General features: G+C 45.4%; 19 protein-coding genes and 1 other annotated feature. Of the genes, 2 read left to right on the forward strand and 17 right to left on the reverse strand.

Annotated elements, in window-relative coordinates; translation table 11 throughout:
• Window positions 1–6: 6 nt before the first annotated feature.
• The 9 genes from proB to ACOXXR_RS05540 all read right to left on the reverse strand — a co-directional run bounded on the left by proB (window position 7) and on the right by ACOXXR_RS05540 (window position 7,301).
• The gene (gene proB, locus ACOXXR_RS05500) at window positions 7–1,116 is read right to left on the reverse strand and encodes a glutamate 5-kinase (RefSeq protein WP_445278227.1); all 1,110 of its coding nucleotides are present in this window, start codon (window positions 1,114–1,116) and stop codon (window positions 7–9) included.
• Between the two features lie 145 nt (window positions 1,117–1,261).
• Window positions 1,262–2,152, reverse strand: a complete 891-nt coding sequence (locus ACOXXR_RS05505) for an RluA family pseudouridine synthase (protein WP_445278228.1) — start codon at window positions 2,150–2,152, stop codon at window positions 1,262–1,264.
• On the reverse strand, window positions 2,142–2,603 hold the full coding sequence (gene lspA, locus ACOXXR_RS05510; RefSeq protein ID WP_129268991.1) for a signal peptidase II: 462 nt from the start codon (window positions 2,601–2,603) through the stop codon (window positions 2,142–2,144). Before lspA ends, ACOXXR_RS05505 begins: the two co-directional genes overlap by 11 nt.
• 3 nt (window positions 2,604–2,606) lie before the next feature.
• Window positions 2,607–3,509 carry a LysR family transcriptional regulator gene (locus tag ACOXXR_RS05515; RefSeq protein WP_048690250.1) on the reverse strand — a complete coding sequence of 301 codons (903 nt, stop codon included), beginning with the start codon at window positions 3,507–3,509 and terminating at the stop codon, window positions 2,607–2,609.
• Window positions 3,510–3,643: 134 nt separating this feature from the next.
• On the reverse strand, window positions 3,644–3,937 hold the full coding sequence (rpmA, locus tag ACOXXR_RS05520) for a 50S ribosomal protein L27 (protein WP_003002805.1): 294 nt from the start codon (window positions 3,935–3,937) through the stop codon (window positions 3,644–3,646).
• Between the two features lie 17 nt (window positions 3,938–3,954).
• Window positions 3,955–4,299, reverse strand: coding sequence for a ribosomal-processing cysteine protease Prp (locus tag ACOXXR_RS05525; RefSeq protein ID WP_006596492.1), 345 nt, complete (start codon window positions 4,297–4,299; stop codon window positions 3,955–3,957).
• A 15-nt stretch (window positions 4,300–4,314) separates the two neighbouring features.
• Window positions 4,315–4,629: a 50S ribosomal protein L21 gene (gene rplU, locus ACOXXR_RS05530; RefSeq protein ID WP_003007734.1), complete on the reverse strand. Its 315-nt coding sequence runs from the start codon at window positions 4,627–4,629 to the stop codon at window positions 4,315–4,317.
• Window positions 4,630–4,662: 33 nt separating this feature from the next.
• Window positions 4,663–4,749 (reverse strand) — a sequence feature (ribosomal protein L21 leader region).
• A gap of 167 nt (window positions 4,750–4,916) precedes the next feature.
• Window positions 4,917–6,137, reverse strand: coding sequence for a tRNA uracil 4-sulfurtransferase ThiI (gene thiI / locus ACOXXR_RS05535; RefSeq protein ID WP_445278229.1), 1,221 nt, complete (start codon window positions 6,135–6,137; stop codon window positions 4,917–4,919).
• A 21-nt stretch (window positions 6,138–6,158) separates the two neighbouring features.
• Window positions 6,159–7,301: a cysteine desulfurase family protein gene (locus ACOXXR_RS05540; protein WP_048716734.1), complete on the reverse strand. Its 1,143-nt coding sequence runs from the start codon at window positions 7,299–7,301 to the stop codon at window positions 6,159–6,161.
• A gap of 239 nt (window positions 7,302–7,540) precedes the next feature.
• Between ACOXXR_RS05540 and ACOXXR_RS05545 the strand changes: the two genes are divergently transcribed.
• Together ACOXXR_RS05545 and ACOXXR_RS05550 are read left to right on the forward strand one after the other, a co-directional pair.
• Window positions 7,541–8,104, forward strand: coding sequence for a hypothetical protein (locus ACOXXR_RS05545; protein ID WP_445278230.1), 564 nt, complete (start codon window positions 7,541–7,543; stop codon window positions 8,102–8,104).
• 102 nt (window positions 8,105–8,206) lie between these two features.
• Window positions 8,207–8,605 (forward strand): DUF6556 family protein, encoded by a 399-nt coding sequence (locus ACOXXR_RS05550; RefSeq protein ID WP_445278231.1) that lies wholly within the window; start codon window positions 8,207–8,209, stop codon window positions 8,603–8,605.
• A 351-nt stretch (window positions 8,606–8,956) separates the two neighbouring features.
• Here the strand turns inward: ACOXXR_RS05550 and rfbB are convergent, their stop codons facing one another.
• From rfbB to yghU, 8 genes are all read right to left on the reverse strand, one after another.
• Window positions 8,957–10,003, reverse strand: coding sequence for a dTDP-glucose 4,6-dehydratase (gene rfbB, locus ACOXXR_RS05555; RefSeq protein WP_023026717.1), 1,047 nt, complete (start codon window positions 10,001–10,003; stop codon window positions 8,957–8,959).
• A gap of 269 nt (window positions 10,004–10,272) precedes the next feature.
• A complete protein-coding gene (locus ACOXXR_RS05560) occupies window positions 10,273–10,866 on the reverse strand; it encodes a dTDP-4-dehydrorhamnose 3,5-epimerase family protein (RefSeq protein ID WP_006596503.1) in 594 nt (197 codons plus the stop codon).
• Entirely contained in the window at window positions 10,866–11,735 is an 870-nt protein-coding gene (gene rfbA / locus ACOXXR_RS05565) for a glucose-1-phosphate thymidylyltransferase RfbA (RefSeq protein ID WP_006596504.1), read from the reverse strand. The genes ACOXXR_RS05560 and rfbA overlap by 1 nt, the downstream gene beginning before the upstream one ends.
• 92 nt (window positions 11,736–11,827) lie before the next feature.
• Window positions 11,828–12,652 (reverse strand): ZIP family metal transporter, encoded by an 825-nt coding sequence (locus ACOXXR_RS05570; protein WP_006597236.1) that lies wholly within the window; start codon window positions 12,650–12,652, stop codon window positions 11,828–11,830.
• A 252-nt stretch (window positions 12,653–12,904) separates the two neighbouring features.
• Window positions 12,905–13,993 carry an NAD(P)/FAD-dependent oxidoreductase gene (locus ACOXXR_RS05575; protein WP_445278232.1) on the reverse strand — a complete coding sequence of 363 codons (1,089 nt, stop codon included), beginning with the start codon at window positions 13,991–13,993 and terminating at the stop codon, window positions 12,905–12,907.
• 9 nt (window positions 13,994–14,002) lie between these two features.
• The gene (locus ACOXXR_RS05580) at window positions 14,003–14,800 is read right to left on the reverse strand and encodes a Nif3-like dinuclear metal center hexameric protein (protein ID WP_006596507.1); all 798 of its coding nucleotides are present in this window, start codon (window positions 14,798–14,800) and stop codon (window positions 14,003–14,005) included.
• Window positions 14,787–15,476, reverse strand: coding sequence for a tRNA (adenine(22)-N(1))-methyltransferase (locus ACOXXR_RS05585; RefSeq protein ID WP_006596508.1), 690 nt, complete (start codon window positions 15,474–15,476; stop codon window positions 14,787–14,789). The genes ACOXXR_RS05580 and ACOXXR_RS05585 overlap by 14 nt, the downstream gene beginning before the upstream one ends.
• A gap of 81 nt (window positions 15,477–15,557) precedes the next feature.
• Complete coding sequence (gene yghU / locus ACOXXR_RS05590) at window positions 15,558–16,349, reverse strand: glutathione-dependent disulfide-bond oxidoreductase (protein ID WP_006596509.1); 792 nt, start codon at window positions 16,347–16,349, stop codon at window positions 15,558–15,560.
• Window positions 16,350–16,375: the final 26 nt, after the last annotated feature.

Here is a 16,375-nt window from a genome sequence, read left to right on the forward strand (position 1 = left end):
CCTCCTTTAAAATTCTGTAAATAAGAGTTCTACCTCAGGTGTGATGGTAATCCAATCATCCCGGTGAATGACGATGCCTTTTGGCTTTTGACCGTGGAGCAGATCTTTAATGGCGGCAGCCCCCAAGCGGGTACGCCCTTTCCCAATAACCTGTCCAGATACGGCATCATGCACCGTGATAATATCCGAGTAAGTGAAGCCTCCCTCAACCTTTACCACACCGGACACAAGGATACTCTTGCCCTCTTCTTTGACGGCCTTAACCGCTCCTTGGTCCAGCCATACAGAACCTTGACTAGGGGCATAGAAGGCCAGCCATTGTTTCTGATTGCGCAAAAATTTGTCCTGAGCTGTAAAATAGCTGCCATCCTGGGTCTTCTCTGCCGCTTCAAGCAAGGCATCTTCTTTCAAGGATGAACAGATGTAAACAGGGACTCCTGACTCTGTGGCAATCGTAGCTGCCTTGATTTTTGTCAGCATGCCCCCTGTCCCATTGCTAGAGCCCGCTCCACCGGCCATCTCGATAATCTCCTTGCTGATTGAATCAATTCGATCCAAGAGTTTGGCAGTCGGATCCTTTTGAGGATGGCCCGTATAGAGACCATCGACATCTGTCAGTAAGACCAAGAGATCCGCCTGGACCATAGCCGCCACTTGGGCACTCAGGGTATCGTTGTCTCCGACCTTGAGTTCTTCAATCGAAACTGTATCGTTTTCATTGATAATCGGAATAGCCCCTCTTTGCAAGAGGACAGACAGAGCCTGGTGGGCATTTTTATAGCGACGTTGGTCGACAAAGTCATCCTGGGTCAAAAGGACCTGGGCAGAGACGATGTCGCGTACCAGCAGATTGGAGGTATATTCTTCTAATAGCAGACCTTGACCAACTGCTGCAGAAGCCTGCTTGTCTGCGATCTTGGTCGGGCGTTTTTTGAATCCAAGTGCACCAAATCCAGCCGCAATCGCCCCCGAAGAGACCAAAATCAATTCATGCCCTTGCTCATGTAAGAGAGCCAGTTGCTGGGTGATGGCCTTGACCTTACTCCGAGACAAGCTCCCATCTTGATTGGTCAGGGAAGAGGTCCCCACTTTAAACACAATTCTCTTATTCTTCATATCCTTCATTCTCCAGAGTATTCGATTGTAACATTATACCATGAAAGCCTTAAAAATTACTAAGAGCGGACCAGGGGAAGGCTCTTTGCCCACAAAAAAACGAGTTTGAACCAAAGGTATCAAACTCGTTTTGATGATTGAATGCTTATCCTTGGCGAAGCTGCTCCAAGGTTTCTTGGAAAATCTCTGGTACCTCCACTGAAAACTCCATGACTTCTCCCGTCCGTGGATGAGTAAAGCCCAGTGTCTTGGCATGGAGGAATTGGCCATGGCCTTTCAAAGTCTTGCGAGGGCCATAGACTTCATCACCAGCGACCGGATGACCAATGTAGGCCATGTGAACCCGAATTTGGTGAGTTCGCCCTGTCTCCAATTGCAGTTCAACCAAGCTATAATCCCCGAAACGCTCCAAGACATGGAAACGGGTCAGGGCTGGTTTTCCTTTGGCTGTCACAGCCTGCTTCTTACGATCCTTGTCACTTCGCCCAATCGGCGCCTCAATGACACCCCGATCGTTGGGTAGATTGCCATGTACAATGGCCCAATACTTACGCAGGGACTTCTTAGCCTTGAGCTCATCTGCCAAGGCTACATGGGCCGCATCGTTCTTGGCCACCATGAGGAGACCAGAGGTATCCTTGTCAATCCGATGAACAATGCCCGGACGAAGCTCGCCATTGATCCCTGACAGGTCCTTAATGTGATACATGAGGGCATTGACCAGGGTCCCACTGGTATGCCCGGCACTAGGATGGACCACCATGCCCTGGGGTTTATTGACTACCGCGATATCCGCATCCTGATAGATGATCTCTAAGGGGATAGCTTCTGCCTCGTAGGTCACTTCTTCAACTTGAGGGACTTCATAACTGATGACATCCCCTTCTTTTACGGTATATTTGGCCTTTTTGACTTGACCGTTGACAAGGATCTTTCCTTCCTTGATCTGTTCATTGGCCAAGCCACGTGAGAGTTCCGTCAACTCTGAGACGGCCTTATCCAGTCGCGCACCAGCGACTTCTACTCTAACTTCCATGGCTCTCCTCTCTCAAAAGATAAATCAGTAGCAGTCCCACCCCAATGCTTAAATAGATATCTGCTACATTGAAGATGGCAAAATTCATAAAATCCAAGTGGAACATATCGACGACAAAGCCCTGACGGAGTCGGTCAATAAAGTTACCAATACCACCAGAAATAATCAAGGTCAATCCCAACAAGAGCCAAATGGAACCTTCGATATGACGATAGAGATAGACAAAGGCTGCTCCCATCGCAATCAGGGTAATGATGGTAAAGAACCACTGTTGGTTTTCTAACATGGAGAAGGCCGCTCCAGAATTCTTGAGGTAGGTCAGACTGACCACTTTGGGAATGAAGCGACGCATACCCCCTAACGGGATCTCCTTGACAACATATCCCTTCACCGCTTGATCTAGGAGAATCAAGAGGAAGATACTAATAAAAATACTTACTTTTCTCTTCATTACCTACCTCTTCTCATCAAAGTAGGCTTCCATAACTTGGACAAACTTCTCAGCCACTGGTGAGAGATCCACCTCTTCCCGCTTGACATAGACCATTTTATTATTCAGATCATCGATTAAGGGGATTACCGTAATACCATTCACCGACTGGCTATCCAAGAAGCCAGACCCGGTCGCATAGGCATCGGTCCGCTCTAAGATCCCATTCAGGGTTGCGCGGTCCGTCACATTGAAGAGCTGGGAACTGCTACTCGTATCGACGAAGTTCTCCGAATAGTAGAGATACTCATCCTTTTCCTGGGTGAAGCGAACGGTCGGTAGATGTGCCAAGTCCTCCATCACTAAGGATTCTTTCTTAGCTAATGGATGACCCTTGCGCAAATAGATATGGGTCTGGAAAGGAATCAGGTCAACGACTTCCAAGCCCAGTTTATCCACCCGTTGCATGATCCCTTTGGTATTTTGCTTATTGAGGTAGATAATCCCCAGTTCACTATGACCCTGAGCCACTTCATCCAGGATTTGAACTGTTGTCGACTCAAAGATCCGGAAGTCTTTATTCTCAGGATAAAGGACTGAGAATTGGGTAATCAAAGGGGGAAGGAAATCATAGTGCTGACTCGAGATCGAGAATTCCTTCTTTTCTTCCTCAGGATTGGCATACTGGTTTTGAAAAACATCAAAGCCCTTGACCAATTCTTGGGCCTTTTCATAAAATTCCATCCCGCGGCGGGTCAAGAAAGTCCCTGAACTAGTCCGACGGAAAATCTTAAAGCCCAGTTCCTTCTCCAAGTCTCTCACAGAGATGGACAGACTCGGCTGACTGACGTACATTTTTTCAGCTGCTTCACGAAAAGTACCACTATTGGCAATCGCGACAACATAGCGTAATTGTTGAATATTCATGTCTTCTTCCTTCTAACAATATCACTCCATTATACCATAATCTAGAGGATGAAAAAAGATAGGGATATCAATCGAGAGAGATCAAAAAAACTCCCTGATGAATCAGAGAGTTTTTGAATCCGTTTCTTCGCTTTTTATTTTGCGATTGGGTAAACAGAAACTTGTTTCTTATCGCGACCTTTGCGTTCGAAGCGTACTACGCCTTCAACTTTAGCGAACAAAGTATCGTCTCCACCACGTCCAACGTTCACACCTGGGTAGATGTGAGTACCGCGTTGACGGTAAAGGATAGATCCACCTGTTACAGTTTGTCCATCAGCTGCTTTAGCTCCAAGACGTTTAGCTTGTGAATCACGTCCGTTTGATGTAGAACCTCCACCTTTTTTGTGGGCGAAAAGTTGCAAGTTAGCAAGATTCAATTTCAACATAATTGTTTTCCTCCATGTTAGTTTTCTGTGATAACTCTTGTTTGGACGAACTCGGATGAGTTCTCCGATAAGTTTGCCATCCCTAAGAAAAATGATTCAAAGAATAGTTGGGTCATTTCTCTTTGATGAGGTGGAATGTCTGTCGGGATTGTGACCCGCATGAAGCCACCCTCTTCTTCGTTTAATTCTAGTTCCGGTTCATAGCCTGCAAATTTCTCAACTGAGTTGACAAAGTTAATGGCAAGCGTAGAAACCGATGCACACACGACATCTAAGCCGTATTCGCCACTTTCGGCGTGACCAGTAATTTCTGCACTCCTCAGCTCGCCATCTTCGGCTCGTTCAAAGACTGCTTGTATCATGTGTTCTCCTAAAAATTAAGCGTTGATTGCGTTGATGACAACTTTAGTGTAAGGTTGACGGTGACCTTGTTTACGGTGGCTACCTTTTTTAGGTTTGTACTTGTAAGTAACAACTTTCTTTTGTTTTCCTTGTTTTTCAACAGTTCCAACAACAGTAGCTCCTGAAACAAGTGGAGTTCCGACAACAGTGTTTTCACCACCAACAAGAACAACTTCGTTAAATGTAACTTCTTGACCAGCTTCAACGTTCAATTTTTCAACGTAGACTGCTTGACCAACTTCAACTTTAACTTGTTTTCCGCCAGTTTTAATGATTGCGTATGTGCTCATTATGCACCTCCTATGTATTTTTGGGTTTCCCCGTATTTTGTGAAGACTCGCCTAGCATCGTGGGACGAACCACTTAAGCTCAAAGGATGAGCGACGATGATCGAGCGGTTGCACAGGCATGTGCATAGTCAACTCTCTAAGTATATCACTTCTATCAGACAAAGACAAGCATTTTTGTCTCTTGAAAACGAATTTTCATCATTTAATGATAAAAATAGAGGAAAACAAGCGTTTTCCCCATTTTCATCGATTGGTCTCGCTGACTCTTCAAGCAATTTTACTAGATCTTACAACAAATCCTCAATCAGCTCATCGACTTCATCTGCTTCTGCTTGAGGCGTGATCTCTGTTACGATAATACCTGCGACAGCCCGCTCCACCAAGGATTCCACGTCCATACGTTGCTCATACTGCTCTGCATTTTTGAGTTTTGGATTAGTCTTTGGACGATCCGGAGCAAAGATGGTACAGCAATCTTCGAAAGGCTGGATAGAGATTTCAAAGGTATCGATGGCCTGGGCGATGTCAATAATCTCCAACTTGTCCATGGTCACCACTGGACGGATGACGGGCGTATTGGTCACGGCATTGATAGCCTGCATGCTCTCTAGCGTTTGGCTGGCAACCTGACCAAGACTTTCCCCATTGATGATGACTAGGCCACCACGAATTTGACGGATGCGATCTGTGATCCGCATCATAAAGCGACGGGTCAGAGTCATGAGATAAGCTTCCGGCGCCTTGGCTTTAATCTCTTCTTGAATCTCAGTAAAAGGTACCTCGATAAACTGGATATTGCCCCCAAACTTGGTCAATTTACGAGTTAAATCGTGGGCTTTTTTCAGCGCACCCGGGCTGGTATAAGGCGGGCTAGCAAAGTGAACCGCTTCAATGTCCACACCTCGCTTCAAGGCTAGGTAACCCGCTACTGGAGAATCAATCCCACCAGATAGCATGAGCATGCCTTTACCAGACGTCCCAACTGGCAGACCACCTGCTCCCTTAATGGTTTCATAAGAGATATAGGCTGCTTCTTCCCGGATCTCTACTTGGAGGTTGATATCCGGTTTTTTCATTTGGGCTTGGATACTTGGGATCGCTTCAAAGACAGCGCTACCCAAGGTTTGGTTGAGCTCACGGCTATCGAGTTCAAAGGTATGGTCACTGCGCTTACTTGAGATTTTAAAGGTCAAGCCGTCCTTGTAAATCTCCTTCATGATCTCTTGCACCGCCACTTTTAGAGTTGGGACTGATTTTTCAATCTTGTAAACGGGTGAAAAATTTTGAATCCCGAAGACCTGTTTAAGAGATTCAGCCACCGGTTCATAATCCGTTCCATTTAGATAGGCATGAGCTCGGTCTCGATCGGCCGTCACTTTGACAGCTGGGTAAATGGACAAAACATCTGAGATATTATTGCGCAATTTATTAATGAAGCGCATCCGGTTCTTTCCTTTAGTAGAAAGCTCCCCATAGCGGATCATAATTTCTGAATAAGTTAATGGCATAGTAACTTCCTTTTCTTTTCCTTAACGCACCTTTCGCGTCTTTTCATAGATCAGTTTGAACTTGGTCAAAAATTGCTCGACCTGACTCATGTCATTTTCGAGATCGAGGCTTAGGCGGACTGCTGTTTGTGCCAGAGCCTTATCGACTCCCATAGCAATCAGGGTTCCAGCTGGTTTGCCAGCCTTAGAAGAGCAGGCAGAGGTTGTCGAGATATAAATCTCATACTCTTCGAAAGCGTGGACGATGACTTCTCCTCGCACTCCCTTGATACCAAAAGTTAAGATATGGGGTGCAAAGCCCTCATCTCCTGAGAAGACAGTCACATCTGGGTAATGAGTTAATTCCTCACGAATGACTTCCTTCAACTGATGGCATTTACGCTCAAAATCCTCTTGACGCTCCATCGCCAAGCGCAAGGCCTTGGCAGTCGCTGCAATTCCAGCTAAGTTCTCAGTCGTCGAACGAAGGTCCTTTTCTTGTCCGCCACCTGTTAAGAGGGGACTGATCTTTTTGCCTTCTTTGAGATAGAGGAAGCCAACCCCACGAAGTCCATGGAACTTATGACTGGAGAAGGTCGCTAGATCCACCCGTTCTGGTAGGTAGAGAGCGGTTGAAACCTTAGCCAGCGCCTGAACCCCATCGACATGGAAAGTGATGGTCGGACGATCCGCCAATAGGTCTGCAATAGCTTGAATCGGCTGGATAGAACCCACTTCATTATTGACAGCCATGATCGAAACGAGGGTTGTATCCGGACGCAAGAGTTTTTCCAGCTCTTCTACTTGGACAAAGCCATGCGCATCGACTGGAGCAATATCCACTTCAAATCCTTGACCTTGTAGCCAAAGGGCCGATTCCTTCACAGCTGGATGCTCAATAGCTGAGACAATGATATGCTTTCCATAAGGAGCTTTTTCAAAAGCAACTCCCTTGATCGCCCAGTTGTCTCCTTCAGTCCCACCTGAGGTGAAATAGATTTCTTCTGCTTTCTTGCCTAGGAGGGAAGCAATCTGCTTACGAGATGCCTCCAAGATCCGAGTCGCTTGACTTCCCAGGTTGTGCAAGCTGGAGGGATTGCCCCAAATTTTGCTTGCGACTTCCGTGTAGGTAGCCAAGGCCTCGGGATAAGGTTTGGTTGTTGCTGAATTATCAAAGTAAATCATCTTCCACTCTCTCCTAGTCAATTTTCAATCATCTTATTGTAACATTTATAGGTTGGAGGGACAAGGATTTGGCAGGCTTCATTTTGTTCCTAGTTTCAGACAGAAAACTTGTAAATTTCTCAAAATAGCTTATGATGAAGATGGAGAGTTTTGTAAAACGCTTACAAGATCCCCCTGTTGTTTTTTATGACCTACTCAAGTCCAGAACTGGTCTTGATTGAAGTTACAAGGAGACAAGCATGAAACGACCGATCTATTTTTCCATTGCTCTAGCTGGAAGCCTTGCTCTTGGAGGACTGCTCTCTGCCCTACCACCACTTCCATTTGCCCTCCCTTCTACCCAACTAGCCTGTCACGGTAAAGGACAGTGTGACCTACAACAGCCCTTGGAGAAGCCACCTTACTTTAGGGAAGATGAAGGCAGTCTCCGCGAAATGAGCCTTATCCAACCAATCCCTGGTGAATCCGATAGCCACATCGAATTCAAATGCTTGGTCGAATATAATGGCTGGTTCCGTCGTATCATCCGTGTCAAAGATGTAAAAGTGATTTCAAAAACCAAGGAATTCAAGGGTAAGATTGACTACTCTATCCCGGATCCAAACAAGATAGAGATTCAGGCGAATGGCCAGTTTATCTCTCCTAATGACTCCTCTAGTTTTAGTAACCATGAAATCATCAGCCAGCCTAGTCAAACAAACCAAGCAATTTCCGTCTCTGAAAAAGGACAGGCAAACTTTGAAACGTCCTCTGAAGCAAGCGAGACTCAAAGCGTCCAGTTTGAAAGCAATTTGAAATTTTAAAAACCTCTTCCATTTCTTCTTAGACATTTTCATAAAAATAACGTATAATGACTAAAGTGTTCACATAAAAGAACCAAATATGAAATGAAGAGGGAACAGATTATGTCACAATACTCACGAAAAGAAAAACACCAAGACAGCAACAGACCATCAAGAAGCGAAAAAGTGAAACAGAGCCTTTCTTTATTCCAGATGATTGTCGCAACGATTGCTAGTTTTCTCGGGATTATCGTTACTTCCTTTACTATTTACAGTATCATGAAACCGACAACTAAGACAGAGGAGAAAAAAGATGGCTCCACTAGCGTTGTGGTTGTCCATGAAAAGGATGGATCTGCTACTGATTCAAGTGCTACGGGAACAGATACCAGTGCTAGCAGCAGCCAAGCATCGGAAGCAAGCTCTGAAAAAACTGATTCATCACAGGTAGAAACCAGTGCCAGTGAAGCTCCTGCAGACACAACACCATCTGCTACAGATACCGAATCATCTGCTAATTAATAAAAAGACCATTTGGTCTTTTTATTATAGAAAAGAGTACTTTTAAAAAAACTTTCCTTAGGTGAGTACGGACGTCAGCGAACTTCGAAGAAGTTCCATGACTTAGTTTTGGACCTAAGGTTCCAAAACTCCCGAGTGCTTGAAACATTATTGTTTCAAGCACTTTTCTCACAGCGGAAAGTTTTATAACTACCTAAATGAATCAAACTATTAGACATCACTTTTTTAAAAAAATTAACTAGTTATTTTATCAAAAAAAGTTTGTATGCATTCTAAAAAACAGTATAGTCTATTTTAAAAATATAGAAAAGCCTCTATCGGTCAGAAATCCTGACTGATAGAGGCTTGATTTTATTTGATGACTTCTTGTGTCTTCGCGTAATTGGCTTCGACAGCTTCTTTTTCAGCTTTCCACCAGTCTTGGTTGTCTGTGTACCACTTGATGGTTTCTTCCAAACCTGCTTCGAAGTTTGTGAATTGTGGTTCCCAACCCAATTCTTCACGCAATTTTGTTGAATCAATAGCGTAACGCAAATCGTGACCAGCACGGTCTGTTACACGGTCGTAAGCATCTTTTGGTTGTCCCATTTTTTCAAGGATGAGCTCAAGCACTTCCTTGTTGTTCTTTTCACCGTCAGCACCGATCAGGTAAGTTTCACCGATACGACCCTTAGTAAGAATCGCCCAAACACCAGTTGAGTGGTCGTTGGTGTGGATCCAGTCACGGACGTTCTTGCCTTCACCATAAAGTTTTGGTTTGATACCAGACAAGATATTGGTAATTTGACGTGGGATGAACTTTTCGATGTGTTGGTATGGTCCATAGTTGTTTGAACAGTTTGAAATGGTTGCCTTAACACCGAAGGAACGAACCCAAGCCTTCACAATCAAGTCTGAAGCAGCCTTGGTTGATGAATAAGGGGATGATGGGTTGTATTTGGTTTCTGCAGTGAATTTTTCACCAGGACCTTCCCCATGTCCAGGAAGATCTTCTCGCAATGGAAGGTCTCCATACACTTCGTCTGTTGACACGTGGTGGAAACGAATATCGTATTTACGAGCAGCTTCCAAGAGTGTGTAGGTACCAATGAAGTTTGTGTGGATAAATGGTGATGGGTCATTCAATGAATTGTCATTGTGGCTTTCAGCCGCATAGTGAACGATCGCATCAGCCTTAGCAGCCAGTTGGTCAACCAATGCTGCGTCAGCAATGTCACCCACAACCAATTCAACACGGTCCCCAAGGATTTCTTCGATGTTGGCACGGTTACCTGCGTAAGTGAGTTTGTCAAGGACAGTCACATGCACGTCTGGATGGTTGTTGTAGACATAGTGTACGAAGTTTGAACCGATGAAACCAGCGCCACCGGTTACGATGATGTTTTTGTATTCAGTCATTTTTTCTCCAAAAAATTGTTTTTTCTTTATCGTTCCTTAAATCAATCTTTTTTTAGCTTTCCTTAGGTGAGTACGGACGTCAGCGAACTTCGAAGAAGTTCCATGACTAAGTTTTGAGCCTAGTGTCTCAAAACTTCCGAGCACCTGAAACACAATGGTTCAGGTGCTTTTTTCACGGCGGAAAGCTAAGCATATAGCTCGCTTCGCTCGTTTATAGCAAACCTAAAAACTATATAATAATTGTCTTGATTGTTTTAAGAGCTTCATTTTTACAAATCTTCTGCTTTTAGGGGTTTGACGTCTTTGAGCAATGGGTGATTCTTGTCAGCTTCTGAGACTTCTGCTTCTTCCAAATTTTCCCACTGGATGTCTAGACTTGGGTCTGCATAATTAACAAATGCATATTTTGGCTTGAGTTCCAATGCCCAGTAATCATTGACCAAATAGCTGTAGGCTACTTTGTCAGACAAGACTTGGAAACCATTGGCAACGCCACGTGGGACGAAGATTCCTTTAGAAGCATCAATCACAGTTTGGTAAGTGTTCCCAAAGGTCTCACCTTCACGAAGGTCCACCCAAGTTCCGAGAACCTTGCCTTCATCTGCTACAGAGATGTACTTATCCCAAGGTTCTGCATGCAAACCACGCAAGACATGCTTGCGAGAGAAAGACACATTGTTTTGCAACTTGCCTTCCGCAAAGAAGCTCTCAGGAAATCCAAGGGGAAGCATCTTCTCTTTTTGAAAGTTTTCTTTGAACCAACCACGGTTATCTCCATGAACTGGAATATCAAATTCCAGCAAACCTGGGATCGCTTCAATCTTACGGGCTGCTAATTCTTTTCCGAAAAATTGTTCTGTCATTAAGCTTCTCCAATCAAACGGAGCAAATATTGTCCGTATTCGTTTTTCTTCAGAGGTTGAGCCAATTCATAGACTTGCTCTTTAGTAATATAGCCCATACGATAGGCAATTTCCTCAAGGTTGGCTACTTGGACATTTTGCAAACGTTGAACCGTCTCGATATATTGAGAAGCCTGCAAGAGACTTTCATGAGTTCCTGTATCCAACCAAGCAAAGCCACGGCCCATAAGCTCAACAGAGAGATCTCCACGCTCCAAATATGCCTTGTTGACATCGGTGATTTCGAGCTCTCCACGAGGACTTGGTTTGATATTTTTGGCAATCTCTACCACATCATTGTCATAGAAGTAAAGCCCAGTCACCGCAAAATTCGATTTTGGATGTTCTGGTTTTTCTTCGATTGAGACGGCATTCATGTCCGCGTCAAACTCTACCACACCAAAACGTTCTGGATCTTTGACTTGGTAACCAAAGACAGTCGCGCCTTTTTCTTTGGCTTCCGCCCGTTGCAACATCTTGGTTAAGCCATTTCCGTGGAAGATATTATCTCCAAGTACGAGGGCAACATGATCATCACCAATAAATTCTTCTCCAATGATGAAAGCTTGCGCCAAGCCATCTGGACTTGGTTGCTCTGCATAAGAGAGGGAAATTCCTAGTTCAGAACCATCTCCAAGAAGCTCTTCAAAACGAGGAAGATCCTGCGGAGTTGAGATGATCAGGATATCTTTGATCCCTGCCAACATAAGGGTTGACAGTGGATAGTAGATCATTGGTTTGTCATAAATGGGCATCAACTGTTTGGAAGCGGCACGGGTCAAAGGATACAAACGAGTCCCCGAACCACCAGCTAAAATAATACCTTTCATAATGTTAGGCCTTTCTACGTAGTCATTACCCTTATTTTATCATGTTTATATAAAAAAGTCACCTTGCATTTGTGTTGCAAGGTGATGACACTTTATCCCAAAGCTACGTCTAGGATCATCATAATGACAAAGCCAACCATGAGACCGAGGGTCGCAACATCTGTGTTGCCATTCGTCTGTGAGTCTGGGATCAACTCTTCGACCACTACAAAGATCATAGCGCCTGCTGCAAAAGAGAGGGCATATGGTAGGATGGCTGTCATAGATAAGACGGCAACTGCTCCTAGCAGGGCTCCTACTGGCTCAACCATGGCTGACATGGATCCCCAATAAAAGGCATTGAGACGGGATTTTCCATCCGTCCGGATTGGGATCGAGAGGGCAGCTCCCTCTGGGATATTTTGCAAGCCAATCCCAATGGCCAAACCAACCGCCCCGATAAAAGCTTCTGGACTTGGATTACTAGCCAGAGCTCCAAAGGCCACTCCGACCGCCAAGCCTTCTGGGAAATTGTGGATGGTAATAGCGAGAAAGAGGAGGGTCGTTTTAGACAACTTCTTCTCTCTCGGCGTATGGATACTCTCTGCCTCTTCAATCTCCTTCGTCATATGAAGGTGAGGGACGATGACGTCGATCAAGCAGAGGAAGAATCCTCCAGTTAGAAAACCAATCGCCACTGGCAACCAAGCCAAACTTCCATAGGAGTTTTCCGCATACTCAATAGACGGTTGCAAGAGGGACCAAAAAGAAGCCACAATCATAACACCAGCCGCGAAGCCCATCATGATGTCCAAGAGTTTTCGACTAATATGCTTGAAGAAAAATACAATGGCTGACCCTACGATGGTACAGCCCCATGTAAACAATCCTGCGAGAAAGGCCTGTAAGACCACGGATTGTGATTGAACCCAATTCATAACAACTCCCATTTTCTTGTTGATTCGCTTGTTCTATTCTACTATTTCTATCCGAATGAAGGAAGATCTTTCGAAAAAAAGAGAGTGGGACAGAAATCGGTAATTCGTTAGAATTCGATTTCGTCGTCCCACCTCCGCACAGTTGAGTAGGGCTGTAAAAGCTGATGAATTCAGCGTAGTAGAGCCCACTCAACCACTGCGTCTTGCTCGACAATCCAAAGAAAATTGAGAGGCTAGGACTTTTGTCCCAGCCTACTTCTTCACATATTGTTCAACTGGATAATCTGCTGGATCTAGGCGCACCTTTCCTCCTGCCACTAGTTGGGCCAGGTGCCACCCAATAAGGGGACCAGTTGTGAGGCCAGACGAACCAAGTCCACTAGCGACATAAATACCAGCTTGATCGGGAAGAGCTCCCCAAAAGGGCGAGAAGTCGCTGGTGTAAGCCCGGGTACCTACGCGCTCACCGACAACTGTCGCTTGAGCTAGTTCTGGATAGTAGGTCAAGGCTTCTTCTTCCATTTGATTCAGCAAAGCTTGATCCACTGTTAGGTCAAAGCCTAGCTCATTCTCATGGGTAGCGCCCATACTGATCTTGCCTTGCTGGAAGGGAATGATATCCAGTTCTCCTTCTGGCATAACCACAGGATAATTATTCGTATCTAGGTCTAGCTGATAATCCCTCAACTGTCCTTTTTGCGGACGGACATCCACTTGGTAGCCAAGTGGCTCAAGGATTTGCCCCAACCAGGCTCCTGTCGCTAGGATTACTTGGTCATAGCTCTCTCCTGCTATCTGAAAACCATCACCCGTGACGGAGAGAGTAACCTCTTCCTTGATCACTCTTGCGCCACTTGCTTTAAGGAGAGTTTCCGTTAGAAGGGCTCCCTCTACATGGGCCCCACCCGTGGCATAAAGGAGCTGTTCAAAGCCTTGCAGACCTGGGAATTGTTGACCTACTTCTTCTTTGGTTAAAACCGCCAATTCCCCAATCAAGGGAGATTCTTCCCGTCGACTCAGCGCCAACTGATAGAGTTCATCTAATTTCTCTTCCTTTTTCTTAAGAAGATAGACCCCTGTCTGCTGGTAAAAGTCTGTTTTGATTCCGTCTTTGGCTAGGTCCTCTACCAATTCTTGGTAGAAATCAGCTCCTAGCCGAGCTAGACGATACCAAGCCTTGTTTCGCCGCTTAGAAAACCAAGGGCTAATAATGCCAGCCGCTGCCTTGGTTGCTTGGCCAACTCCGTGATCATAGACAGTGACATCTATCTGTGCTTCCTTGGATAAATAATAGGCTGCAGTGGATCCAACAATCCCTGCACCGATAATGGCAACTCTCATGATAACCCCTTAGATATGATAAAAAGGATTGGTGCTGGCTTGACTGCCAATCACTTCGATTTCCCACGCTTCTTCAGACTTCCACTGATTGAGTTTTTCGACTAGTTTCGACACAAAGAGAACTTCGATATGGTGACCTGGATCCAAGGCAAGGAGACCATCGCTCAGCATGTCTTGAGCCGTGTGGTAGTAGATATCTCCTGTGATATAGACCTCTGCCCCCTTAGCAAGAGCATCCTTGTAAAAGGATTGGCCACTTCCGCCACAGATAGCGACGCGCTCAATCATCCGATCCAGGTCCGCCTGGTCATAACCAACCAAGCGTAAGGCATCTAAGCCAAAGGTTTCTTTTACCTTATGAGCCAACTGGCCAAAGGTTTGGGTGCGCACTTGACCGATCCGGCCGATTCCTAGACCTTCTCCTGTCATGCTGAGGGGCTTTGTATTTTCAATTTCTAAGAGCCGGCAGAACCAATCGTTCAATCCATCTGGAACAATATCAATATTGGTATGGCTGACATAGACCGCAATATCATGCTTGATCAAGTCAATGTAGATCTGATTTTGAGCCCGATCGGCAACCAGATCCTTAATAGGACGAAAAATGGGCGCATGTTTGACAATGATCAAGTCCACTCCATGATCAATGGCTTCTGCCACCGTCTGCTCCCGGATATCCAAGGCTACCATGACCTTCTTGATGTCTTTTTGCAGCGTCCCGACCTGTAGCCCACGGACATCTCCCTCCATGGAAAGTTCCTGGGGACAGTAGGCTTCATAGCGTTTGATAACTTCACTTGCTAGCATTTAGGACCTCCTTGATTTGGGCGATGCGCTCTTCTAACGATGCTCTGGCGGACTGATTCTCAACTGGGACCTGCTCCAAGGCAAAGGCTAATTTCTCCACTTCCTTGGACCATTTTTGAACAAAGGCTGGAGCTTGTTCTATCATCAAATACGGACCAAAGCGCAATTCCTTAGCTGTCAACTCTTGAGAACCCTGTTCGACCACGAGGATCTCATAAAACTTCTCATTTTCTTCTAAGATAGCTTCATCAACAAGGCGGAAATCATGGTCTACTAACCAAGCCCGCAGTTCATCCTCCCGATTATTGGGTTGCAAGACCAAGCGAGAGACACCGGCTAATTTCTCAAGCCCTGCTGCTAAGATATCTGCAATCAAGCGCCCTCCCATTCCTGCGATGGTGATGCAGGAAATACTATCTGTTGCTTGAAATGCAGCCAAGCCATTAGCCAGGCGGACTTCAATCTTGTCCTCTAAACCATTATCGGCGACATTTTGCAGGGCAGACTGATAAGGTCCTTCAACCACTTCCCCTGCAATAGCAGCCTCAATCTTGCCTTCCTGTAAAAGAGCGATTGGGAGATAAGCGTGGTCACTTCCCACATCTAACAGACGCGCTCCTTCTGGGACGAAGCTAGCCACCAAGTCCAAGCGATTTGATAATTTTGTAAATTCCATGTTCTACTTTCTAAACTTTTATTCCATCCTTAAGTATACCATGTTTGCACCATTAAAAAAAGGCGCGACGGCGCCTTTTCCTTATGCATCAATTTCCTTATATTCTACTTCCAAGCCACGTTGCACTGCTGGGCGATTAGCAATTTTCTCTGTCCAAGCTTGCAAATGCTTGTATTCCTTCACATTCAGGAAAATTCCCGCACGATCCCAAACCTTGTCTTGGGCTAGACGGCCATACCAAGACCAGATAGCAATATCTGCAATGGTATAATCCTCCCCTGCAATATAAGGTTTGGTCGCCAATTCTTTGTCCAGTAGGTCCAATTGGCGTTTGGCTTCCATGGCAAAGCGGTTGATGGCATACTCGATTTTTTCAGGAGCGTAGTGGAAGAAATGGCCAAAGCCCCCACCTAGAAATGGCGCAGCCCCTGTCTGCCAGAAGAGCCAGTTAAGCACTTCGGTCCGTTTAGCAGGATCTGTCGGAATCAATTTTCCAAATTTCTCTGCTAGATACAAGAGAATATTGGCTGATTCAAAGACCCGAATGGCTTGGTCACCTGATTGATCCAACATGGCTGGAATTTTCGAGTTTGGATTGATGGCCACAAAGTCACTGCCGAATTGATCCCCATCACCAATCTTGATGCGATAAGCGTCATAGCCCGCATCTACACCCAACTCTTTTAGTTCTTCCAGCATAATAGTCACCTTGATCCCATTTGGGGTTGGAAGAGTATAGAGTTGGAAAGGCTGGTCGCCTTTTGGAAGAGTCTGTTCAAAGCGGGCACCTGCTGTTGGTTGGTTCAAGCTACCCCAGGCTCCACCCATTTGATTTGGCGCTTCCCATACTTCCGGTAATTGATAATCTGACATCTCTGTTCTCCTTTGTCTATGTTACT

The organism is Streptococcus sp. KHUD_013 (genome assembly GCF_052588545.1).